This window comes from Pseudomonas putida, assembly GCF_050990305.1.
Classification (GTDB): domain Bacteria; phylum Pseudomonadota; class Gammaproteobacteria; order Pseudomonadales; family Pseudomonadaceae; genus Aquipseudomonas; species Aquipseudomonas putida_AH.
The window spans coordinates 4,528,015-4,550,148 of sequence record NZ_CP158817.1 but is presented as its reverse complement, the minus strand read 5'-3'; the positions used below and the strand labels follow the sequence as shown (position 1 = coordinate 4,550,148).

Sequence of the window (22,134 nt, the reverse complement as noted above, 5' to 3'; positions counted from 1 at the left end):
GCAAGCCTCGCTCCTACGAGGGACCGCAATCCCCTGTAGGAGCAAGGCTTGCCCGCGATGGCGGACTAAAGAACGCCGCCAATCACAGCTTGATCAACACCGACTTCAACTCCGTGTAATGCTCAATCGCCGCATACCCCATCTCCCGTCCAACCCCCGACATCTTGTACCCGCCAAACGGCAGCGCCGGGTCCAGCGCGCTGTGGCAGTTGACCCACACCGACCCCGACTTGATCCGCGGAATCATCCGGTGCACCGCCGCCAGGTCGTTGGACCAGATGCTCGCGCCCAAACCATACGGGCTGTCGTTGGCCAGGCGCAGCGCCTCGGCTTCGTCATCGAACGGAATCGCCACCGCCTGCAGGCACTAAAACGAATACTCCCCGTATAAAGCAATAGGCTTATTTGGGGGGAGTTAGTGTGTTTAAACATAGTCTGAAAAACGTCTTCCCTCCTACGAAATAATCGGAAATAACCTGCAGGCCAGGATATTGACCGGTTTGGTGAGAAGTTATTAAATCTCCACAGGTTTTAAAGAGGCGCCAGTGTCTGCTAGGCAGCTCCTTTTAAATCTGTAAGTGGTTTATGCAAAGATAAAATTTGGATATCAAAAAATCTACAAATGGACTGGGTGGGTTTATGGCAACTACTATTAAACAATTAATTCTTAGTGAAAAGGAATGCCAACAGGTTCGTGGACTGCTTGACGAAATAATTGAAGTTCCTGCGATGACAAATCAGTACGATTTCATGGAGAAAGCAGCGCTTTATGCTCAGGAGTTACCACGAAAAATTCGCCAGGAGTTTTATGATTTTAAGCGAAATGAAGAAGCGGCGGCACTCTTGGTTTCCGGAAATCCAGTGCTTGGTGCCGGTGCTGGGCCAAGCCCCTCAAGATATATTGAGCTGGATGAAGAATACTGTTTGAATGACGCGAAAATCTTGCATGGCTTGTATGGGGCATTGCTGGGGGAAGGCGTTGGGTTTACCTCACAGCGTGGTGGGAGTCTTTATAATAATATTATTCCGCTGCAAGAACTGAGTGGTGTTGCAAATTCGAGTAGTGGTTCTGTCCTGAACTTTGGGTTTCACGTTGAAGATGCTTTTCACCCCGCACGCGCTGAATACTTGGGGCTTGTCTGTATGCGTAATGATGAACGTGCTTCAACCACAATTTCGTGCATTGATGGGATCGAGCTTAGCGCTGAAGAAAAACAGGTTTTGTTTGAGCCACGTTTCAAAATTCCTCACAATCCAATCCATAGTACGTCCGACATTGTAGAGGAAACCTCCCAATCAATCCTATTTGGTCATAGGGATGCGCCATACGTAAAAATCAATGCAGCCGCTTTAAATGTTGATGAGTATCATGGTATCGAATTGCAAGCTTTGAAAAAGCTTCTGAACTATTTTGCCGAGAATCGCATGACAGTCATTCTCGAAGCAAAAGATTGTATATTTATAGATAATTACCGTTGTGTGCATGCGCGAGACTCATTCAAAGCAAACTATGGCGACGGGGCCCGATGGCTGGCAAGGGTAGTGTTTGCTTCCAGTCTGCGGAAGTCGCGTGAAATGCGAAGCTCAATCAAAACTCGTGCCATTAATGCATAAGGTAAATGCCATGAATACCCTCGGTTCTGCATGGTCAAATATTCCAAAGCTGTGGCTTGGAAATGGATCCAGGTTTGATGGAGTGCAAGTGCTCAAGACTAGACGTCCAGTTGTAGTATTTGATTCTGGCGTAGGCGGCTTGACAGTTGTACGTGAGCTAGAGAGGTTGGTTCCAAATGCTAATATTCTATATGTGGCGGATAACGATTGGTTTCCCTACGGTAGCAAAACAGGATCTGATGTTGCTCAGCGGGTCGAACAATTGTTGGAGGCGCTTTGTACGAAACTTGACCCGGAGGCGATAGTCGTAGCCTGTAATACTGCATCAGTCGCAATAGTAGATCACTGTACCGAAAATTTTAGGCGAAAATGCTTCTTAGTTACGCCGCAAATAAATGAAGCTGTTGATGCTTCCAAGACCAAGTGTATTGTTCTTCTTGCAACCGCTGGAACACTAAAAAGCAGTCATGTCATCCAGGCTATGGCCAGATCCAAGATGAGTGCAAAAGTATGGCCGATTGCGACGCAACTGCTTGTAGCCCTAGCGGAGGCGATGCTGGCAGGTGAAGAGGCGAGTTTCGAAAGTTTTGAAGAGTTGATCTGTTTGCACCTTACAGAAGAGCAGCGATTATCTGTTGATACAGTTGTTTTAGGTTGCACTCATTTCCCGCTATTGATCGATGGTTTGCGAAGAGTATTTCCAGCTGCTGATAACTGGATTGATCCCGCCAGAAAAGTTGCTTTGCAGGTGGTTGCGTCAACTAAATTAGAGTCTGAATTCACTGGCAAGGTATCTAAGGTGGCTACTTTCACCAGAGGGTGCGATGCAACCAAGTATCAGCAGGTCTTCTTGAAGAATGGTTTTGGTTAGTTTTTCTTATTTGTGGAAAGCTCCTTCTGGTCAAATGTTTTTGTCAGTTGATTAATTGTTTTTATTGCTGGTAGATGCGCTGGGTGAGTTGGTGTGCGTAAACTTTTTGTGGTAAGGCGGTAGGGTGTTATTGTTATGTTTATAGTGGGGTTATATGTATGAGAATTTTTTCCAAACAATATCGCTGGGTGATTTTAGCTGTTGCCACATTTGCTCAGGCGTGTGCTTGCTTCTTTGTTCAGGGGTTTGGGTCTATTGCGCTAAATGTTCAAGCTGAAATGTCTCTCAGTAACTGGCAGATAGGTGTATTGGTTTCAGCAGCACAGTTGATACCACTTGTTGGGCTTTTGGTTGCTGGTGAATTGCTGGACAGATACAGTGAGCGGTTTGTTGTGGGGGTGGGGACTGTGATTGTTGGGGTTGCATTGTGCGCAGCAGCTCTAGCTGATTCCTACATTCAGTTACTGATATTTCTTACAATCTTAGGTCTTGGGTATAGTACAGCCCAGCCAGGGGGAAGCAAATCAGTATCTAATTGGTTTGCAGGTGATAAGTTAGGGTTTGCCATGGGGATTCGGCAGGCTGGATTACCACTTGGTGGTGCCTTAGCGACACTGATTCTTCCGTATATTGCCATTCGATTTTCGGTTCAGGCCGCTTTCTTGGCAGGTGGGGTAGTAGCGTTGTTCGGTGCGGTTATTTTTATGTTGTTATATCGTTCTCCACGAACTCATAACATCCTAAAAAAGCAACCCGCAAACTTAAAGCTGGCGATTTCATCACGGCTAGCGATGGCAAAAGAACCCTCAATGAGAAATGTCATGTTGTCGGGTGCCAGCCTCACTGCTTCACAGTACGCGATCTCAGTCTTTCTGGTTTTATATCTCCATACTTCGCTTGGGCTTGATAGTTTAGTTGCTACAACCATGTTCTTTGTCGTGCTTGGCTCAGGTATAGCGGGAAGAATAATACTTGCAACGTGGAGCGACCGCTGCAAGGCTGGGAGGTACTACCCGGTGTTGACTTGTTTGGGGGCGGTCAGTGTAGTCCTAATGCTTCTACCGCTATTGGAAACTAAAAATCTGGCTGTCGTGAGTGTACTTATGGTTCTGACCGGATTTTTTGCATATGGGTGGTATGGCCCTTGGGTGGCTTATATTGCTGAAACCGCTCCTGTTGAGCGAAAGGGCTTCGCCCTCGGAATGGCGATGACAGCTAATCAAGTTTCCGTAGTATTGGTGCCTCCAATTATTGGCCTTTCGAGAGACAGTCTCGGAACTTTTGCTTATGGTTGGGGGGTATTAGCCATAGTATCTGCCATTTTGTTATTTACTACCCGTAAGAGGAGCAAGCAAATCTTGGCGGTCTCAGAGTAGCTATTTGGAGAGTGCTGCTGATCAGAGCGAATGCCATGTTGCGAGATGGTTCTGAGTGGCGGTAACAAATGGCTGGGTGAAGACAGTTGCTCCCACAGTGATTTGTGTGATGTCGAAAATTTCAGCATCACCAAAAACCCTGTAGGAGCAAGGCTTGCCCGCGATGGCGGCCTAAAGGACGCCGCAAATCAAAGCTTGATCAACACCGACTTAAGCTCCGTGTAATGCTCAATCGCCGCATACCCCATCTCCCGTCCAACCCCCGACATCTTGTACCCGCCAAACGGCAGGGCCGGGTCCAGCGCGCTGTGGCAGTTGACCCACACCGACCCCGACTTGATCCGCGGAATCATCCGGTGCACCGCCGCCAAGTCGTTGGACCAGATGCTCGCGCCCAAACCATACGGGCTGTCGTTGGCCAGGCGCAGCGCCTCGGCTTCGTCATCGAACGGAATCGCCACCAGCACCGGGCCGAAGATTTCTTCCTGCACCAGTGAATGCTTCTGATCGACATCGACAATGACCGTCGGCTTGACGAAGAAGCCCGGCCCAAATTGTTCGCCACCGCAGGCGATGGTCGCGCCGCTTTCCCGGCCCTTCTCGATGTAGCCGTAGACGCGCTCCTGCTGCCGGGCGGAAATCAACGGGCCCATCTCCACGCTCGGGTCCAGGCCGTTGCCGAGTTTCATCGCGTTGGCGATGTCGCTGATGTCTGCCACCACGTTGTCGAAATGCTTGCGCTGCACATACAGGCGTGAGCCTGCGCAGCAGACCTGTCCCTGGTTGAAGAAGATCGCACTGGCGGCACCGGCGGCGGCGCTTTGCAGGTCGGCGTCGGCCATGACGATGGTCGGCGATTTACCGCCCAATTCCAGGGTGACCCGGGTCATCGAGTCCATGGCGATTTTGCCGATCTGCTTGCCCACGGCGGTGGAGCCGGTGAAGGTCAGCTTGTCCACCAGTGGGTTGTGGGTCAGGGCGGAGCCGGCGGTGATGCCGGTACCGGTGACCACGTTGAACACACCTTCGGGATAACCCGCTTCCAGTACCAGTTCAGCGAGTTTGAGCGCTGTCAGCGGGGTTTCGTCGGCAGGCTTGAGTACCACGGTGCAGCCGGTAGCCAACGCCGGGCCGAGCTTCCAGCAGGCCAGTAGCAGCGGGAAGTTCCAGGCGACGATGGCGCCGACCACACCCACTGCTTCGCGACGGATAAAGCTGTGGAACTGGTCATTGGGCATCAACGGTGCCGAGACATCGACCGTGGAGCCTTCAATCTTGGTCGCCCAGCCTGCCATATAACGCAGGAAGTCGATGGACAACTGCACGTCCATCACTTGCGCCACAGCGGCGCTCTTGCCGTTGTTCAGGCATTCCAGTTGCGCCAGCAGTTCGGCGTCGCGCTGCATCAGGTCGGCGAGTTTCCACAGCAGGTTCTGCCGCTCACGGGGGCGGGTGCGTGTCCAGGCCGAGTCATCGAACGCCTGGCGGGCGGCCAGCACGGCGCGGTCGACATCCTCAGGCGTGGCCCGTGGCACGACGCACAGCACCTCGCCGGTGGCCGGGTTGTGCAGGTTCATGGTCTGGCCGTCGGCGGCCTCGACCCAGTCACCACCGATGAGCATGCGCGGGGCACGCTGGATAAACGCCGACGTGGCGGGAAGCAGGTTAGGGAGCGACATGGCGGGGCCTCTTGTTGTTCGTGTGAACAGGGCTTTCGCAATGGCTGTGCCAAGTGTTGGCGAGGACCGATCAGCCCTTGTCGCGCGGGGCTTTTGCCGAAGCCGGGGAGGGCCGGCACGGTCCAAGGTTGTCGCAAATCGCGACACACGATGAGACGACGAACAGCCCGACCGTCATCTTGAGGCGCCCCTCGGCGAGGACTAGAATTTTCTCGTTCGATGGGTGAAATGACGGACCTTTTTCCCGGTAACCCACTGGCGTGAGGGAGGTAGCGATGAACCTTTCACCCCTGGAAATTCAAAGCATCATAGAGCGCTGTTTCCTGCCGTCGGTGTGCACCTGCAGCCTGGCGCCGGATCAGTCCCTGACGATCCGGGTCTGCGATTGCCTGACCGGCGAGGTGGATCTGGTGGCCACCCACGTCCCGCTGTGGAAACTGGACACCGTCCACGGGATCGCGACCTTGGTGGCGGAAATGCGCCAGCAGATCGAGTCGCACAAAGGCGCTCCGCCCCCCCAATACCATTGAGCCCGTTTGCGCCGCACCACGGCGGTGGTGCGGCCTGGATCGCCCGTCTTCAAGCGTAACGCTGTTCATTTAAGAGATAGATCGCGCAAGCAATTACCTGTGGCGAGCGAGCTTGCTCGCGTTGGGGCGCGAAGCGACCCCAAAAGATGGGACTGCTACGCAGTCCAGCGGGAGCAAGCGCCCTCGCCACAGTTACAGTGATTGTTCTTAAGTGAACAGTATTTCCTCTCAAGCAGCCATTTTTCGCGATATTTCATCGAACGTGCTGCTATCGGCCGCAACCAGCAGTCTTCGATCATCCTTTAGTGTCAGAAGAAAGGTCACTTCGGTTTCCTTGCCCGCCAGCATGAACCCGGCGAATGCACCGAGCGGTCCGAGCAACATGGCGCCGGCGACGCCGAAGCCAATCGCTTCTTTGATGTTGTTGATCGATTCCTCGTTGGCCACTTCCAGGTGTTTGAATTTGGACAGCGAAAGCTTGATACCGGGCCATGGATGAAGTGAGGTTCTGAGGGTAAATACGCCATCTCGGTAATCCCCGTCACCCTGCAGAAAGTCCCCCGCCAGGACAGTGATGCTTGCCATTGTTTTATCCCCTGCTTGGCAATCGGTGAACAACCATTTCGCGCTCGCCTGTATGCCCCGTCAATGGCTGACCGATGAGCTGTTTCGGCAGGGGCATCTATGCTGTCTCAGACTGCAACAGATGTCGCGATATTAGACGCCGACAACTGCGTCCAGGCATGGCTTTGTGCAGGCAATCAAACGCAAGCTATTGATTGGAAAGATTTTCGGCAAGCTGGCACGTTCTATGTATTGCTCATCGCAGACGTTTCTCTTGCCTCCGTCAGCGGATCAAAGCTGACGGCAGAAACCAAAAAAACGATCAGCAACAAAAATAAGAAAGCACCGTGCGAGGTTCGACGTTGATGAAGAGAAAACTCCGATCAGGCCTGAGTGCCAGTCTGTTGGCCGTGGCCGCTTGTGTGGCGCTGCATTCGCCTTACAGCCTGGCAGCCCGCGACGCCCAGACCATCCTCAAGGAAACCTGTCAGGGCTGTCACACCCCCGAAGCCAATAACGCCCTCAGTCGCATCAGCCACCAGCGCAAAACGCCGGAAGGCTGGCTGATGAGCATTGCGCGCATGCAGACCATGCACGGTTTGCAAATCAGCGATGAAGACCGGCGGACACTGGTCAAGTACCTGGCCGACACCCAAGGCCTGGCACCGAGCGAAACCGACGGCGTGCGCTACGCCATGGAACGCCGGCTCAACACTGTGGAAAAATTCGACGACCAGACCAGCCAGATGTGCGGACGCTGCCACTCCGGTGCGCGGGTCGCCCTGCAACGCCGTCCGGCCCAGGAATGGGAACGTCTGGTGAATTTCCACCTCGGCCAATGGCCGTCGCTGGAATACCAGGCCCTGGCCCGCGACCGCGACTGGTTCGATATCGCTCGCAAAGAGATGGTGCCGCTGCTGGCCAAGCGTTATCCGCTGGACAACCCAGCCTGGAAAAAATGGCTGGGCACCGCGCCGAAAAGCGAGGCGCTGGTGGGTGACTGGAGCTTCAGCGGTCACATGCCGGGCAAGGCTGAACTGGCCGGTGTGATGAGCGTAACCGCCGACGGCAAAGACACCTTCAAGGTCAGCGTCAAGGGTCAATACGCCGACGGTACGCCGTTCAACGGCGACGGCAGCGCGATCCTCTATACCGGCTACGAATGGCGCGGCAACGTGACCATTGATGGCGTGACCCTGCGCCAGGTGTTCGCCGCGCAGGGCAACGCCATGCAGGGCCGGATGTTCGAGGCCGAGCACGATGAGCGTGGCCTGGACTTCGTCGCCGCCAAGCAGGGTTCCCAGCGCTTGCTGGCGGTGCAGCCGGGCTATGTGAAGGCCGGCAGCGAAACCGAAGTGACTTTGATTGGCACCGGCCTGACCGGCAAGCCAAACTTCGGCAAAGGCCTGGAAGTGGTCGAAGTCGTCTCCCAGAGCCCGGAGCAGATCAAAGTCAAAATCAAGGCGGCCGCCAATGCCCAGCCGGGCCTGCATGCAGTGACTGTCGGTACGCTCAAAGGCCCGCAGCTCTCGGTCTACAGCAAAATCGATGCGGTCAAGGTGGTGCCTGAGTTCTCCGTGGCGCGGATCGGCGAGGGCGGCGGTTCGACGCCGAAAGTCCAGGGTCGTTTCGATGCCGAAGCCTGGGGCAAGGGCGCCGATGGCAAGCCGTATCGCATTGGTGTGTTCCCGGCGCAGTGGAAGGTCGAGGCCTTCGACGACCGCGCCAAGGAGGACGAAGACGTCAAGTTCGCCGGCACCATGCAGGCCGACGCGGGCGTGTTCACGCCGGGCGATGCCGGGCCGAACCCAGCGCGCAAGATGTCCACCAACAATGCCGGCAACCTCAAGGTGATCGCCGCCGTCGACGACGCAGGGAAATCCCTGACCGGCGAAGGCCACATGATCGTGACCGTGCAACGCTGGAACAACCCACCCATTCCATAAGTTGCTTGATCGCTTAACGGATCCAGACACTTTTTGGAATGACCGCAAGCCCCGCCAAGGGGGGCCTGCACAGGAGGTTTGCCATGGGCGCTATCTTGAATCTGGTCGAACGCAACCTGCACGAAGTGCAGGTCGACGCCGACCGCATGCTGTTCCACATCCCCAGCAGTTCGCTGTTCGCCAGTGATGAACTGACGGGCACCATTATCGACACCTTGCGTGGCCCAGGCTGCTCTTCGGACGACCTGATCCAGCGCCTGGACGGGCGTTTCAACGGCGAGGAAATCACCGAGACCCTGCGCGAGTTGATGGCCCTGGAGCTGGTCAGCGACGGCTCGCCACTGACCCCGGACATCGCCACCAAGCGCGTCGAGCGCACCGCCATCAACACCGTGGTGCTCAACGTCAACACCGGTTGCAACCTGAGCTGCACCTACTGCTACAAGGAAGACCTGGACAAGCCATCGGCCGGCAAGAAGATGGACGTCGAAACCGCCATCGCCTCGGTGGAAATGCTGCTCAAGGAATCTCCGGACGAAGAACGTTTCACCGTGGTGTTCTTCGGCGGCGAACCGCTGAGCAATCGCAAGCTGATCGAGTACATGGTCGATTACTGTGAGAAGCGCTTCAGCGAGGCCGGCAAGTTCGTCGAGTTCGTGATGACCACCAATGCCACGCTGCTCACCGAAGAAACCGTGGACTACCTCAACGCCCACCGCTTCGGCTTATCGGTGAGCATCGACGGTCCGAAAACCGTGCACGACCGTAACCGTATTACCGTGGGCGGGCAGGGCACTTACGACGTAGTACGACGCAAGGCCGAGATGCTGCTGTCGCGCTACAACAGCCGTCCGGTGGGCGCGCGGGTGACCCTGACCACCGGCGTCACCGACGTCGAAACCATCTGGGATCACCTGTTCAACGAATTGGGTTTTGCCGAAGTCGGTTTTGCCCCGGTGACCTCCGGCGACATCAGCAGCTTCAACCTCACCAGCGAAGAACTGGTGCAGGTGTTCGCCAACATGAAGGCCCTCGGCCGGCGTTACCTGGAAGCGGCGCTGGAGCACCGCAACATCGGCTTCTCCAACCTGCACCAGTTGATCACCGACATTCATGAAGGCCACAAAAAAGCCCTGCCATGCGGCGCGGGCCTGAAGATGCTGGCGGTGGATCACAAGGGCGAGCTGAACCTGTGCCACCGCTTCACTGGCTCGTCGATGCCGACCTTCGGCAACGTGCACAGCGGCGTGAAACAGATGGAGTTGAACGACTTCCTGTCCGAGCGTCTGGACCGCACCAACACCGGCTGCAATGACTGCCAGATCCGCAACCTGTGTTCCGGCGGCTGCTACCACGAGAGCTATGCCCGCTACGGCGACCCGACGCACCCGACCTATCACTACTGCGAACTGATGCGTGACTGGGTCGACTTCGGCATCGAGGTCTACACCCGGATCATGGCCAATAACCCTGCGTTCATCAGCAGCTACATCACTCCGCGCAAGGCTCACTGATATGAAACATCTCAAGGCAATCAATAACAAAGCGTTGAAGCTGGATCAGGCCGCGGACGAGAACCGCATTGAAGAAGTGGTGGCCATGAGCTCCGTGGCGGGCTGTGCGTCGACCACCGACCCGGGTTGGGAAATCGATGCGTTCGGTGGTGTGTCGTCGCTGTGCCAGCCGATGGAAGCCGACCTGTATGGTTGCTCCGACCCTTGCTGGTGGCCGGCCCAGGTGCCGGACATGATGAGCACCTACCCGGACTGGAACAAGGATGCGCAGGCGTCCAACGACAACTGGCGAAACCTCGGCACTGTCTTCCCCAAAGACAAGTGATGCCCGTAGAAAAAGCGGTACATAAGAAGGATTCCAGCATGCAAAATTTGAAAGCCTGCGGCTTGGCCGCGTTCGCGGTTCTGAGCACCTGTTCGCTCTCGGTTCTGGCCGATGAAAACACCGCGTTGCAAGACGGTCACGAGTACATGTTGACCACCAACTACCCGAACAACCTGAACGTGATCGACCTGGCCACCGACAGCGTGTTCAAGACCTGCAAGATGCCCGACGCTTTCGGCCCCGGCACCGTGCAGCTGTCGCCGGATCGCAAGACCGCCTACGTGCTGAACAATCACTACGCGGACGTCTACGGCGTCGAACTGGACAATTGCAAACAGGTATTCCACGCCAGCATCACCCAGAAGCCGGGGGAGAAAGCGCGCTCGATGTTCGCCTTCACCCTCAGCCATGACGGCAAGGAATTGTTCACCATCGCCAACCCGACACTGATGATGAACGATCACTATGAAGTGCAGCAGCCGCGCCTCGACGTGTACAAGACCGACGCCGGCATGGACGCCAAGCCGGTGCGCAGCTTCCCGGCGCCGCGCCAGCTGACCATCATGCAGAGCGGTGACGACGGCACGTTGTATGTGGCGGGGGCGGACATCTACAAGGTCAACGTGCAGACCGGCAAGTTCGACGTACTGATCCCCAGCCGCCACTGGAAACGCGAGAACTATGCTGCGCCGGACGTGCTCTACGTGTGGAACCAGCAGACCTATCGCCATGACTTCTCGTTGCTCTACACCACCGCGAAGTTCAAGGACAAGAAACAGGACCCGGCCACCGCCGATTACCTGTACGGCCAGTTCAGCGTCGATCTGAAGACCGGCAAGACCGAAACCACCGACTTCGGCCCCCTGACGGAAATCTACTTCAGCGGCATGCGCTCGCCCAAAGACCCGAACCTGATGTACGGCGTGCTCAACCGCCTGGCCAAGTACGACGTCAAGGAGAAGAAACTGCTGCAGGCGGCGACGCTTGATCACTCCTACTACTGCATTTCCTTCAACAAGGACGGCAGCAAGATCTACCTGGCCGGGACCTTCAACGACGTGGCGGTCTTCGATGCCGACAGCCTGAAGCCGATTGGCAAAATCAAAATGCCGGGCGGGGACATGGCGATTACCACGGCGCAGGTGTTTGTGCGGTAGTTTGCGGCGACGCCTTCGCGGGCAAGCCTCGCTCCTACAGGGATTACGCGTTACCCGTAGGAGCGAGGCTTGCCCGCGAAGACTGAATTCCAAACACTGAAGATGCATCGGATGTACCGACCCCTTCGCGGGTAAGCCTCGCTCCTACAGGGATTGCGCTTTATCCGTAGGAGCGAGGCTTGCCCGCGAAGAGGCCCTCAAAAACACCGAAGATTCAAACCCCCGGCACCGGACACCCCAAATCCCCCTCCTGACACTTCAAATACGTCTTGAACGTCTCGACCCGCGACTGGGTCAACTCCGTCACGCAATTGCCATAGATCAGCGGATAAACACTTCCACCGCCCACCCCGGACGCCGAGAACTCGCACTCTGCATCGCGAAACGCAAGCCACGCCCGCTGGGCATTGACCAGCGATTTCTTGCCATCCGGATTGCCCTTGAGCCGCGAAGTGATCTGCTGGTACAGCACATTCAACTCCTTGTCCGCTGCGGCATGCTGCTGCGCCGCACACTGGTTCATCGTGGCCTGATCGGTGGCGTTGGTGCAGTCCACGGCCTGCGCCAGGGCGGGGAACAACAATGGCGTCAGCGCCAGGAGAATGCGTGAATACATGGAAGAAACTCGCTGTGAAAGGAAAGTTGGAAGCAGTGTAGCCAAGCGAGTGGCGTTACAAAGATCGCGATTACGACCGTTGATACCCCATTCATACAACTTTTGCACTGGACATGTGGTCTTACAGGCCTACTGTTGTTCAGTACAGGAGGTGACCTATGAAACCAGTACCCAATAGTTTTGAGCGCAAAATAATACTCAAATCGCCGCGCTCCCATGTCTGGCGTGCCCTGGTCGACGCAGAAGCGTTCGGTCAATGGTTCGGTGTGGCGCTTGAAGACAGGCGGTTCATTGCCGGCGAGTGGACCCAAGGGCAGGTCACGTACCCAGGTTTCGAACATGTGTTGTGGAACGTGCTGGTGGAGCGGGTCGAGCCGCAGCAGCTGTTTTCCTTCCGTTGGCACCCCTATGCGGTGAATCCGAAGATCGACTACTCCCAGGAGCCCACCACCCTGGTTAAGTTCGAACTGGAAGATACAACGGGTGGCACGCTGCTCAAGGTGTCCGAGTCAGGTTTCGCGCACATTCCCGACATACGCCAGAAAGAGGCCTACTACATGGACAGCCGTGGCTGGGAAGAGCAGCTGGGCAGGCTGGAGCACTTTCTGGCCGAAAGCGCCAAGGCCCGCGAGCGTGAGAATGAATGACGGATCTAAGGGTTTTCGGAAGGGCGGCTATGGCGAATGTCTTACACGCGATACAGCTATATCTTCTGTTACAAATTGGATCCCATGCGTATTCTGGCCCCATCCACTGACGCACAGGGAGTGCTCAGGATCATGGATGATCGGCCATTTGCAGGGATTGCTGACGACAGGGAGTCGTAATGGTCTTGGAAGAACCCGCTTCGGCGGGTTTTTTTATGGGCGCCTCAAAAGCAGGAGCCTTGAATCCCGTAGGAGCCGGCTTGCTGGCGATAGCGATGTACCAGTCGACGCCGATGTTGAATGTGCGACCATATCGCCAGCAAGCCGGCTCCTACAGGTTTTTATTGTCAACCGAGTTTCGCGGCCGCCCGCTCGGTGATTTGCGCCCGCAATTTCAACGAACCCGCAGCACCCGGGCTGGCGCGTATTCGAGCTGCAATTGCACCAGCTCGGCGGCCAGGCTCAGGGCAAAGTCGATACCCGCCGTGAGACCACCTACCTGTAGGAGCCGGCTTGCTGGCGATACGGTCGTACATTCAACATTGGCGTCGACTGTGACACCGCTATCGCCAGCAAGCCGGCTCCTACAGGTTTTTATTGTCAACCGAGTTTCGCGGCCGCCCGCTCGGTGATTTGCGCCCGCAATTTCAACGAACCCGCAGCACCCGGGCTGGCGCGTATTCGAACTGTAATTGCACCAGCTCGGCGGCCAGGCTCAGGGCAAAGTCGATACCCGCCGTGATACCACCTACCTGTAGGAGCCGGCTTGCTGGCGATACGGTCGTACATTCAACTTTGGCGTCGACTGAGACACCGCTATCGCCAGCAAGCCGGTTTCTACAGGTTTTTATTGTCAACCGATTTTCGCGGCCGCCCGCTCGGTGATTTGCGCCCGCAATTTCAACGAACCCGCAGCCCGCTCACGGGCCTGCTGCAGCACCCGGGCTGGCGCTGTTTCCGGACTGCCCGCTTGAAACGGCGGAGCCGGCGCGTATTCGAGCTGCAATTGCACCAACTCGGCGGTATCCCGGTCGAACAGCTCGGCGGCCAGGCTCAGTGCAAAATCGATACCCGCCGTAATACCACCCCCGGTCAGCAGATTGCCGTCGCGCACCACCCGATCCTTCACCGCAATCGCCCCCAAAGGCGTCAGCAGTTCGTGATAGGCCCAGTGAGTCGTCGCCCGTTTACCCTTGAGCAAACCTGCCGCGCCCAGCACCAGCGCACCGGTGCACACCGACGTGACATAACGCGCCGTCGCGGCCTGAACTCTGAGAAACGCCAGAGTTTCGTCATCCTCCATCAACGGCCCGACCCCGCTGCCGCCGGGCACGCAAATCACATCCAGCTTCGGGCAATCATCAAAAGTGGTGGTCGGCTTCAGCACCAGGCCGGTGCTGGCGGTGACGGGCAACAGATCCTTCCAGACCAGATGCACCTTCACATCCGGCAACGACGCCAATACATCGTAAGGGCCGGTCAGGTCGAGTTGCTGCACCTGTGGAAACAACAGAAAACCGATCTGCAAGGTCATGGCGTTTTTCTCCTGAAGTGAATGGACAAGTTCACTTTAGGCGCTCAGGATTTGGCGTATACGCCAATCATCCCACGAATTACGCCAAAATGACCAAGACCATTCATGTGCTGGCATTCACCAACGTGCAATTACTCGATGTCACCGGGCCCTTGCAGGTGTTCGCCTCGGCCAACGACATCGCTCGCCAGCAAGGCTTGCCCGCGCCCTACGCACCATCGGTGATTGCCAGCGGCGGCGGGGCGGTGATGTCCTCCGCAGGCTTGGCGATGTTGGCCGAGCCCTTGCCGGAGCAGGGCAGCGACACCCTGATCATCGCCGGAGGCTGGGGCGTCTACGCGGCAGCGCAGGATCAGCCGCTGGTGAACTGGGTGCGCGAACATGGCTTGCACTGCCGACGAGTGGCCTCGGTGTGCACCGGCGCGTTCCTGCTGGCGGCCAGCGGCTGGCTCGATGGCCGGCGCGTGGTGACCCACTGGACCCGCTGCGAGCAATTGGCGCAGCAGCACCCGCAATTGCAGGTCGAACCCAACCCCATCTTCATCAACGACGGCCCGGTGTGGACCTCGGCCGGGGTCACCGCCGGCATCGACCTGGCACTGGCGATGGTCGAAGCGGACCTCGGCCGAAGCATGGCCCTGGAAGTCGCCCGGCAACTGGTGGTGTTCCTCAAGCGCCCCGGCGGCCAATCACAATTCAGCGTGACCCTGTCCTTGCAGCACGAAGGCAATCGTTTCGACGAACTTCACGCCTGGATCAGCGAAAACCTCACCAAGGACCTCGGCATCCCCACCCTGGCCCTGCAAGCCGGCATGAGCGAACGCAGTTTCGTACGCCATTACCGCGCCGACACCGGTCAAACCCCGGCCCGTGCCATTGAGCTGATTCGCGTCGAAACCGCACGGCGCCTGCTCAGCGACACCGGCGTGCCGATCAAGCGAGTCGCTGTGCAATGCGGGTTCGGTAGCGAGGAAACGTTGCGTCGTAGTTTTCTGCGGGCCATGGGAGTGACGCCGCAGGCTTATCGTGAAAGGTTTTCCGTGGAACCGGTCATTCCGTGAGCGCTATTCAACCGACTCCACTTCCGCCACCTGATTGAAATACTTCGCCCGATCCGGCGTGAACGTCACCACCATCCCTGTGCGTGAACACGTCAGCGCCCGTTCTTCACTCAAATCCACGTCCAGATCCTCCCCGCGCAAGCCTTGCCACTGGGCGAGGTACTTGAGGGAACCGTACTTTTCGAGTTTTTTCAGGCTGCGGCTGACGCCACCTTTCCAACCGAGCACCGGCAATTCACCGGCCTGACATTGGCGGGCCAGGTCGGGGAAGCGAGCGGCGCGCTGGCGGCCGATCTCCCAGCATTTGATCAGGCCCTTGTCGTGGGCCTCCCACAGGTCGTCGCGGTTCAAGCCGGTGCGAAGGGGGAGGTCGATACTGCGGTGGATGCGTTGGGTCATTCCGGTTCCTTGAATTCGGGTGTTGTTGCACAGCTCCGCCGTGCCCGTTGAAGCGGGATGTTAGGTGGGGATGTAACAGCTGGCAACAAGGTATTTCTGGGTGATTTGTTTAAAAAATGTAGGACTTTGACTTGCGTGCAGTCTCTGGCTAGCGAGCTTTTGTGGCGAGGGGATTTATCCCCGTTCGGCTGCGCAGCAGACGTAAAAGCATTAAGTCGTGCAATACCTGACTGACCGCATGTTTTGAAGTTGGGGCTGCTTCGCAACCCAACGGGGATAAATCCCCTCGCCACAAAAGCCCGTTCGCCAAATGCGATGGGTGGTTTCCGGACAGATCCTGCTCAAGGCTGCCAAAACCCCTTCTCCCCACTCAACTTCCGATCCAGAAAACACGCCGCACTGATCAACGCCAGATGCGTCAACGCTTGCGGCGTATTCCCCATATGCCGTCCATGACTGTCGAACTCCTCCGCGTACAGCCCCAACGGATTGGCATAGCGCAGCAACTGCTCGAACTCCAGATGGGCCTTTTCCACCCGCCCGGCGCGGGCCAAACATTCGACGTACCAAAAGGAGCAGGCAGCGAACGCGCCTTCAGTGCCGGGCAAACCGTCGATATGAGTGTGCTCGTTGCAGTAGCGGTAAACCATGCCGTCACGCACCAGGCTTTTTTCGATGGCGTCCAGGGTCGCGAGCCAGCGTGGGTCTTTAGCGCTGACGAAACGCACCAGCGGCATTAGCAGCATCGAACCGTCGAGACCGGTGCCGCCGATGTGCTGGACGAAATGGCCGCGCTCTTCGTTCCAGAAGTTGTCCCAGATGTCGGCATAAATCGCCTGGCGAGTCTGGTCCCAACGGGCAAACGGGGCAGGCAGGGAGCGTTTGGAGGCCAGGCGTATCGCCCGGTCCAGCGCCACCCAACACATCAGACGCGAGTGCAGGAAATGATGTTGTTCACCGCGCATTTCCCAGATACCGACGTCTTCCTGCTGCCAGGTGTCGCAGACCTGATCGACCACTTCCACCGTGTGCTTCCAACCTTCATGGGAAATGGCTTCGCCGTACTTATTGACCAGGTACACCGCGTCCATCAGCTCGCCGAAGATGTCGAGCTGCACCTGTGCATACGCCAGGTTGCCGATGCGCACCGGCTTCGCGCCGCCGTGACCGGACAAATGCGCGAGTTCGATTTCTGGCAGCTCCTGGCGGCCGTCGATGCCATAGAGGATGTTGAGTTTCATCGATTGACCATGACAGTCGCTGACCCGCCCGCGCAGCCAGCGCATGTAGGCGTTGGCCTCTTCGGTGAAGCCCAGGCGCATGAAGGCGTAGACGGTGAACGAGGCGTCGCGGATCCAGGTGTAGCGATAGTCCCAGTTGCGTGAGCCGCCGACGGTTTCCGGCAGGCCGAAGGTGGCGGCGGCGAGGATCGCACCGTGTTTGCGCGAGGTCAAAAGCTTCATCGCCAGCGCCGAGCGATTGACCATCTCCCGCCAGCGACCGCGATAGTTGGATTGGCCGATCCAGTCACGCCAGAACTTCAGGGTGCGTTCAAGGCACAGATCCGCAGCACCGTTCTTGAAGCGTGGGTCGTCGATGGCGCCGAGCAGGAATTCGGCGGTCTGGTCCTGTTCGAGGGTGAACAGAGCAACAGCGGTGCCACCGTCGAGGCTTAAGGACTGGTCCGATGACAAGCGCAGAGGCGGCTGGTCGCTGGCTTCAAAGATCACGTCCTTTTTATCCAGGCGGGCACGGGTATCGGCGCGAGCATAGTCGTGGCGCACGGCGCAACGCAGATGAAAACTCGCCTTGCCACTGACCACCCGCACCCGGCGCATCAACAGCGGCAAATCATCCTCGGTGTCGCCAATGGGCAGCAGGTCGGTGATTTCCACCACGGCACGGTCGCTGAGCCAGCGGGTTTGCAACACGTTGGTATCGGGCAGGTAGATTTGCTCGCGGCGCGCGTCGGGAAGGTCCGGGGACAGCTGGAAAATGCCGGCCTCGGGCGTGTCCAGCAGCGAACAGAAAATCGACGGGCTGTCGAACTCCGGCCAGCAGAAAAAATCCACGCTGCCCTTGTCATTGACCAAGGCGGCGCTGCGCAAGTCGCCGATGATGCCGTGGGCGTCGATGGGGCTTTGGCGTTCGGGGTGGTGGTCGGGCATTTTCGGCAAAACTCCGCAGCTGAGACCCTGAACAGAGGACTGGTCTGGCAGTCTGGAGTTCATTTGTCTGAGCGTCGGGTTTGCCAGCCGCTTCGAAGAAATCTCCTGATTGCGTTACATCGGATCAACCTGGTACCGCGCACTGTGTTTGTGCCATTCCAGATTCCCGGCAATCCATGCCGTCAAGCCCGTGAGGTAGCGTCGGAGCAGAGGAGAGGCTTCGATCAACAGATGTTGCTCGGCGGCTTCGTAATCACGCATCACATCGTCGTGAATATCGGCGATGCGATCAATCGCCTGTTGCAGGGTGCAGTTGTGCTTGGCGGCAAGCAGATAAGGCAGTTTGAACTCTCCTACTTCGTTGACGTGCTCCTTGTAGGCGGAATAAAGGTCATTGACCAGCGTAGTCGCGAGGGACGCCAGTGCAGTGATGCGATGCACGTCAGGTCGCGAATACAGATCGGCCGGTACCTCGTATCCACCCACAGGATCGATCAATACCAGGCACGGCCAGAAGCTGTTGACCTGACGGCTGGCCAGGTATTCCGCAATAGTCGGTCGGGTGCCATAGATGCGCCAGGCACCCTCGGCGGCCATGGTCACAAACATGGCAATGCTTATCTGGCGAACCCGGGCGACTTGTGAGGGCGTGCAAAACTGTTCGACGCGTTTCATGTAAGCACGCAGCCCTATCAAAACCGGGTCACTGTCGAGTTGGCGCTCCAATTCGGTGTCGAATGTTCGCGGCAGATAGACCGGATCCATCGCGGCAATCGCAAACGAAAGGCGAGGCGCAACGGTGGCGGGGCTGCAGCCGAGTGAGCGGTCATCGCAAAAATGATCATCGACCGCGAACAATGCCGCGAGACACTGCCCCTGTAGCAAGAGTCGATCAGGATCGTCTGTATCGGTATGACACAGCATCGCGTAGCGACCGAAATTCGAATCACGAATTTTTTCCAGTTTGCTGGCAAAAATTCCAATGCTTTCGACCCAGGACATCAGCCGATCATTGACCTCCTCGCCGAGTGCATCATCGATTCGTAGCGCAGATGGACAGCGCAGCGGGCGCACCACAAAAGGTGCAATCGTCAGTTTGTGGGCATCTGTCCCCAGCGTTGGTTGATCAGTCATGGGAATTCTCCATTTTCCATGGTCGCCCGGATTCAATGGCGCGTCTGTGCCATCTCATTCCAGGCTTTCAAATCGGCGGGGCTTCTGGTTTCAAAAATCCGCCGAAACCAGATGCTGAACGTGTCGGGGGCAGCGGCAATGCGCGCGGTAATTTGTGAAAGCGCCAACCACTGCCAACTGTGGGCCTCTTCGGGATTGGCGACGGGATCGGTATGACACAGGCCTGCAAAGACGTGGTCGTATTCATGTTCGATGAGCTGGTTTGACACCTGTTCTCGGTAGAGCAGTGTGGCAACTTTGCGCAGGGGGCAGGATATGCCCATCTCTTCCTGCAAACGACGTTTGGCCGCCGCCATCGTTCGTTCGCCTGGCCGGGGATGACCGCAACAGGTATTGGTCCATAACCCTTGGGAGTGGTACTTGCCCAAAGCACGTTGTTGCAGCAGGAGGCGGCCATCTTTGTCAAATATGAAAATCGAGAATGCCCGATGCAGCAAACCTTGTTGATGAACCAGCAACTTGGGCGCGTAACCGCGTTTTCGATCGTGGGTATCGACCAGGATGAGTAACTCTTCCATAGCTGGACTCCGTTGTGTCTTCGCTACTGGCGTTACTACTGACCGACTGCGTAGTGAAAATAGGGCAGGGTGACGAACAAGAAACTAGTTGTGGGGGAAAAAGCTTTCAAGTGTTTACTTAGATTGTTTGGATGTTGAATGGAGTTGTTTTTTGCTTCTACGGATTTATGGAATTTGTATAACCCAATAGCTGAGTTGCCAGTAAAGCCTTCACATTCAGCCAACAATTTGCTGCTTCCCCCTCGATCTATCCCTATGGCAACTTGCAGACCTTTTGTTGAGGCCAACCCCATGGCAAACCCCTACCGCGAACTGTTCAACGCCCCCGGCAGCCGCGCCTTCGTCCTGGCCGGAATGATCGCACGCATGCCGATTTCCATGACCGGCATCGGCCTGATCACCATGCTCTCGCAGGTCAAGGGTGGCTACGGCCTGGCGGGCGCAGTGGCGGCGACTTTTGCCCTGGCCACCGCATTTTGTGCGCCACAGGTGTCGCGGCTGGTGGACCGTTTTGGTCAGCGCCGGATCTTGCCCGTGTCGGCGCTGATCGGTGGCGGGGCGTTGCTGATGGTGTTGCTCTGCACCCGATTGCAGACACCGCACTGGACACTGTTCGTGTTCGCCGCCATCGCCGGCTGCATGCCGAGCATGTCGGCGATGGTGCGGGCGCGCTGGACCGAGTTGTATCGCGGCCAGCCGCAATTACAAACGGCGTATGCGCTGGAATCTGTGTTGGACGAGGTCTGCTTCATCGTCGGGCCGCCATTGTCAGTCGGCCTGTGCGTGGTGGCGTTCCCCGAGGCCGGGCCGCTGGCGGCATTGTTGATGCTGGCCATCGGCGTCACTGCGTTCGTCCTGCAACGCAGCACCGAGCCTGCGGTGCATCCCCATGAGGCACATCACGTCGGTTCGATCATCCGTTCGGTGGACATCCAATTGCTGATGCTGTTGATGGTCGCCATGGGCACCATCGTCGGTGTGGTCGACGTGGTCAGCGTGGCCTTCGCCCAGCAGCAGGGGCAACCGGCGGCGGCGAGCATCGTGCTGTCGGTGTACGCCATCGGCTCTTGTATGGCCGGGTTGGCCTTTGGCGCGCTGCGCTCGAAAGTGCCGCTGCCGCGCCTGTTTCTCTACGGTGGGGTGGCGACGGCAGTGACCACCTTGCCGTTGCTACTGGCGGTGAACATTCTCGGCTTGTCGCTGGCGGTGTTTGTCGCCGGACTGTTTTTCGCCCCGACCCTGATTGTCGCCATGGCGTTGGTGGAGCAGATCGTACCGCCGGCCAAGCTCACCGAAGGGCTGACCTGGCTGGTCACCGGGTTGAGCGTTGGCGTGGCGATCGGCGCGGCCAGTTCCGGGTGGATGGTGGATGCATTCGGGGCGCGCAGCGGGTTTTGGGTGGCGATCGCGGCGGGGGCTGTCGTATTGGGGTCAGCGATACAAAGCTATCGTCACCTTAGATAGTCGTTTTCCTGTGACATTCGTGGCGCCTCCTTCGCGGGCAAGCCTCGCTCCTACGGAGGATCAACGCATGACCCGTAGGAGCGAGGCTTGCCCGCGAAGGCGTCATCTCAGACGACTAATTTTGCGCAGGGTCCATCCGTTCTCCCATACAGACAAACTTCGAGGAAAGCCCGGTGACCCAGCTGACATTGTTGTGCCTGCCTTATTCAGGCGCGAGCGCCATGGTTTACAGCCGCTGGCGCAACAAGCTGCCGCAGTGGCTGAAAGTCCAGCCGGTGGAGTTGCCAGGGCGGGGCGCACGGTTCGGCGAGCCGTTGCACACCGACATGCGACGGCTGGCGCTGCAATTGGCGCAGGAGCAGAAAACCACGCTCAAGGCGCCGTATGCCCTGTTCGGTCACAGCCTCGGCGCGTTGCTGGCCTGTGAAATGGCCCATGCGTTTCGCTCGCTCGGCTGTCCGGAACCAGTGGCCTTGTTTGCCTCCGGCACCGCAGCACCAACGATGCGCGAGGATTATGACCGCGGTTTCGCCGAGCCCAAAACAGATGCGGAGCTGATCGAGCAACTGCGCACGCTCAACGGCACCCGTGAAGAAGTGCTGGCCAATCAGGAGCTGATGAGCCTGACCCTGCCGATCCTGCGCGCCGACTTCCAGTTGTGCGGCCGCTTCGAGCCTATGCAGCGCCCGTTGCTCAACTGCCCGGTGCACGTGCTCGGCGGCAAGACCGACCGCGCCACCACCGAACAACTGATCGGCTGGCGCAAGGAAACCCGTGGCAGCTTCTCCGTGGACATGTTCGGCGGCGGGCACTTCTTCATCCATGAGCATGAGGCCAAGGTGCTCAAGGTGATCAAGAATCAGTTGGAAGTGCATCATCGCCGACATGCGATGGCTGCCAGCGCCTGACGCCGCAACCCCTGTAGGAGCAAAGCTTGCTCGCGATGACTGACTGACA

21 protein-coding genes and 3 pseudogenes are annotated in these 22,134 nt (G+C 57.6%); 13 read left to right on the top strand and 11 right to left on the bottom strand.

What is annotated here, in order from left to right; genetic code table 11:
- Positions 1–82: 82 nt before the first annotated feature.
- Positions 83–355, bottom strand: a pseudogene (locus tag ABTV22_RS20345) (aldehyde dehydrogenase family protein); the annotation flags it as partial.
- A 245-nt stretch (positions 356–600) separates the two neighbouring features.
- On the opposite strand from ABTV22_RS20345, the gene ABTV22_RS20340 reads away from it, so the two are divergent.
- The 3 genes from ABTV22_RS20340 to ABTV22_RS20330 all read left to right on the top strand — a co-directional run bounded on the left by ABTV22_RS20340 (position 601) and on the right by ABTV22_RS20330 (position 3,861).
- Positions 601–1,614, top strand: a complete 1,014-nt coding sequence (locus tag ABTV22_RS20340; protein WP_433736281.1) for a TauD/TfdA family dioxygenase — start codon at positions 601–603, stop codon at positions 1,612–1,614.
- 10 nt (positions 1,615–1,624) lie between these two features.
- The gene (murI, locus tag ABTV22_RS20335) at positions 1,625–2,485 is read left to right on the top strand and encodes a glutamate racemase (protein WP_433736280.1); all 861 of its coding nucleotides are present in this window, start codon (positions 1,625–1,627) and stop codon (positions 2,483–2,485) included.
- A 158-nt stretch (positions 2,486–2,643) separates the two neighbouring features.
- Positions 2,644–3,861, top strand: a complete 1,218-nt coding sequence (locus tag ABTV22_RS20330) for an MFS transporter (protein ID WP_433736279.1) — start codon at positions 2,644–2,646, stop codon at positions 3,859–3,861.
- A 188-nt stretch (positions 3,862–4,049) separates the two neighbouring features.
- On the opposite strand, the gene ABTV22_RS20325 is transcribed toward ABTV22_RS20330, so the two are convergent.
- A complete protein-coding gene (locus ABTV22_RS20325) occupies positions 4,050–5,540 on the bottom strand; it encodes an aldehyde dehydrogenase family protein (RefSeq protein ID WP_433736278.1) in 1,491 nt (496 codons plus the stop codon).
- Positions 5,541–5,815: 275 nt separating this feature from the next.
- On the opposite strand from ABTV22_RS20325, the gene ABTV22_RS20320 reads away from it, so the two are divergent.
- Positions 5,816–6,070, top strand: a complete 255-nt coding sequence (locus tag ABTV22_RS20320; protein ID WP_433736277.1) for a DUF1652 domain-containing protein — start codon at positions 5,816–5,818, stop codon at positions 6,068–6,070.
- Positions 6,071–6,298: 228 nt separating this feature from the next.
- Here ABTV22_RS20320 and ABTV22_RS20315 read toward each other — a convergent pair whose 3' ends face one another.
- Positions 6,299–6,655 carry a hypothetical protein gene (locus tag ABTV22_RS20315; protein ID WP_433736276.1) on the bottom strand — a complete coding sequence of 119 codons (357 nt, stop codon included), beginning with the start codon at positions 6,653–6,655 and terminating at the stop codon, positions 6,299–6,301.
- A 99-nt stretch (positions 6,656–6,754) separates the two neighbouring features.
- Between ABTV22_RS20315 and ABTV22_RS20310 the strand changes: the two genes are divergently transcribed.
- From ABTV22_RS20310 to peaD, 5 genes are all read left to right on the top strand, one after another.
- Positions 6,755–7,000 (top strand): hypothetical protein, encoded by a 246-nt coding sequence (locus tag ABTV22_RS20310; protein WP_433736275.1) that lies wholly within the window; start codon positions 6,755–6,757, stop codon positions 6,998–7,000.
- Positions 7,000–8,580: a quinohemoprotein amine dehydrogenase subunit alpha gene (peaA, locus tag ABTV22_RS20305; protein WP_433736274.1), complete on the top strand. Its 1,581-nt coding sequence runs from the start codon at positions 7,000–7,002 to the stop codon at positions 8,578–8,580. Before ABTV22_RS20310 ends, peaA begins: the two co-directional genes overlap by 1 nt.
- A gap of 83 nt (positions 8,581–8,663) precedes the next feature.
- Positions 8,664–10,094, top strand: a complete 1,431-nt coding sequence (peaB, locus tag ABTV22_RS20300) for a quinohemoprotein amine dehydrogenase maturation protein (protein WP_433736273.1) — start codon at positions 8,664–8,666, stop codon at positions 10,092–10,094.
- Position 10,095: 1 nt separating this feature from the next.
- Complete coding sequence (gene qhpC, locus ABTV22_RS20295; protein WP_008016081.1) at positions 10,096–10,419, top strand: quinohemoprotein amine dehydrogenase subunit gamma; 324 nt, start codon at positions 10,096–10,098, stop codon at positions 10,417–10,419.
- Positions 10,420–10,457: 38 nt separating this feature from the next.
- Positions 10,458–11,576 carry a quinohemoprotein amine dehydrogenase subunit beta gene (gene peaD, locus ABTV22_RS20290; RefSeq protein WP_433736272.1) on the top strand — a complete coding sequence of 373 codons (1,119 nt, stop codon included), beginning with the start codon at positions 10,458–10,460 and terminating at the stop codon, positions 11,574–11,576.
- Between the two features lie 214 nt (positions 11,577–11,790).
- Here the strand turns inward: peaD and ABTV22_RS20285 are convergent, their stop codons facing one another.
- A complete protein-coding gene (locus ABTV22_RS20285) occupies positions 11,791–12,192 on the bottom strand; it encodes a lysozyme inhibitor LprI family protein (protein ID WP_433736271.1) in 402 nt (133 codons plus the stop codon).
- 158 nt (positions 12,193–12,350) lie between these two features.
- Between ABTV22_RS20285 and ABTV22_RS20280 the strand changes: the two genes are divergently transcribed.
- Positions 12,351–12,839 carry an SRPBCC family protein gene (locus tag ABTV22_RS20280; protein WP_433736270.1) on the top strand — a complete coding sequence of 163 codons (489 nt, stop codon included), beginning with the start codon at positions 12,351–12,353 and terminating at the stop codon, positions 12,837–12,839.
- Positions 12,840–13,186: 347 nt separating this feature from the next.
- On the opposite strand, the pseudogene ABTV22_RS20275 reads toward ABTV22_RS20280, so the two are convergent.
- From ABTV22_RS20275 to inhA, 3 genes and pseudogenes are all read right to left on the bottom strand, one after another.
- Positions 13,187–13,347: pseudogene (locus tag ABTV22_RS20275) on the bottom strand (DJ-1/PfpI family protein); the annotation flags it as partial.
- A gap of 92 nt (positions 13,348–13,439) precedes the next feature.
- Positions 13,440–13,588 (bottom strand): annotated as a pseudogene (locus ABTV22_RS20270) (DJ-1/PfpI family protein); the annotation flags it as partial.
- A gap of 104 nt (positions 13,589–13,692) precedes the next feature.
- Positions 13,693–14,373 (bottom strand): isonitrile hydratase, encoded by a 681-nt coding sequence (inhA, locus tag ABTV22_RS20265; RefSeq protein ID WP_433736269.1) that lies wholly within the window; start codon positions 14,371–14,373, stop codon positions 13,693–13,695.
- Between the two features lie 89 nt (positions 14,374–14,462).
- On the opposite strand from inhA, the gene ABTV22_RS20260 reads away from it, so the two are divergent.
- Positions 14,463–15,434, top strand: a complete 972-nt coding sequence (locus ABTV22_RS20260) for a GlxA family transcriptional regulator (protein WP_433736268.1) — start codon at positions 14,463–14,465, stop codon at positions 15,432–15,434.
- 3 nt (positions 15,435–15,437) lie between these two features.
- Here the strand turns inward: ABTV22_RS20260 and ABTV22_RS20255 are convergent, their stop codons facing one another.
- The 4 genes from ABTV22_RS20255 to idi form a co-directional block, all read right to left on the bottom strand.
- On the bottom strand, positions 15,438–15,833 hold the full coding sequence (locus tag ABTV22_RS20255; RefSeq protein ID WP_433736267.1) for a hypothetical protein: 396 nt from the start codon (positions 15,831–15,833) through the stop codon (positions 15,438–15,440).
- A gap of 341 nt (positions 15,834–16,174) precedes the next feature.
- Positions 16,175–18,001, bottom strand: coding sequence for a glycoside hydrolase family 15 protein (locus tag ABTV22_RS20250; RefSeq protein WP_433736266.1), 1,827 nt, complete (start codon positions 17,999–18,001; stop codon positions 16,175–16,177).
- 114 nt (positions 18,002–18,115) lie between these two features.
- Positions 18,116–19,135: a terpene synthase family protein gene (locus ABTV22_RS20245; protein WP_433736265.1), complete on the bottom strand. Its 1,020-nt coding sequence runs from the start codon at positions 19,133–19,135 to the stop codon at positions 18,116–18,118.
- 32 nt (positions 19,136–19,167) lie between these two features.
- Entirely contained in the window at positions 19,168–19,713 is a 546-nt protein-coding gene (gene idi / locus ABTV22_RS20240; protein ID WP_433736264.1) for an isopentenyl-diphosphate Delta-isomerase, read from the bottom strand.
- 291 nt (positions 19,714–20,004) lie between these two features.
- Here idi and ABTV22_RS20235 point away from each other — a divergent pair, with 291 nt between their 5' ends.
- The gene (locus tag ABTV22_RS20235; protein ID WP_433736263.1) at positions 20,005–21,177 is read left to right on the top strand and encodes an MFS transporter; all 1,173 of its coding nucleotides are present in this window, start codon (positions 20,005–20,007) and stop codon (positions 21,175–21,177) included.
- Between the two features lie 173 nt (positions 21,178–21,350).
- Positions 21,351–22,085: a thioesterase II family protein gene (locus ABTV22_RS20230; protein ID WP_433736262.1), complete on the top strand. Its 735-nt coding sequence runs from the start codon at positions 21,351–21,353 to the stop codon at positions 22,083–22,085.
- The last annotated feature ends 49 nt before the right edge of the window (positions 22,086–22,134 follow it).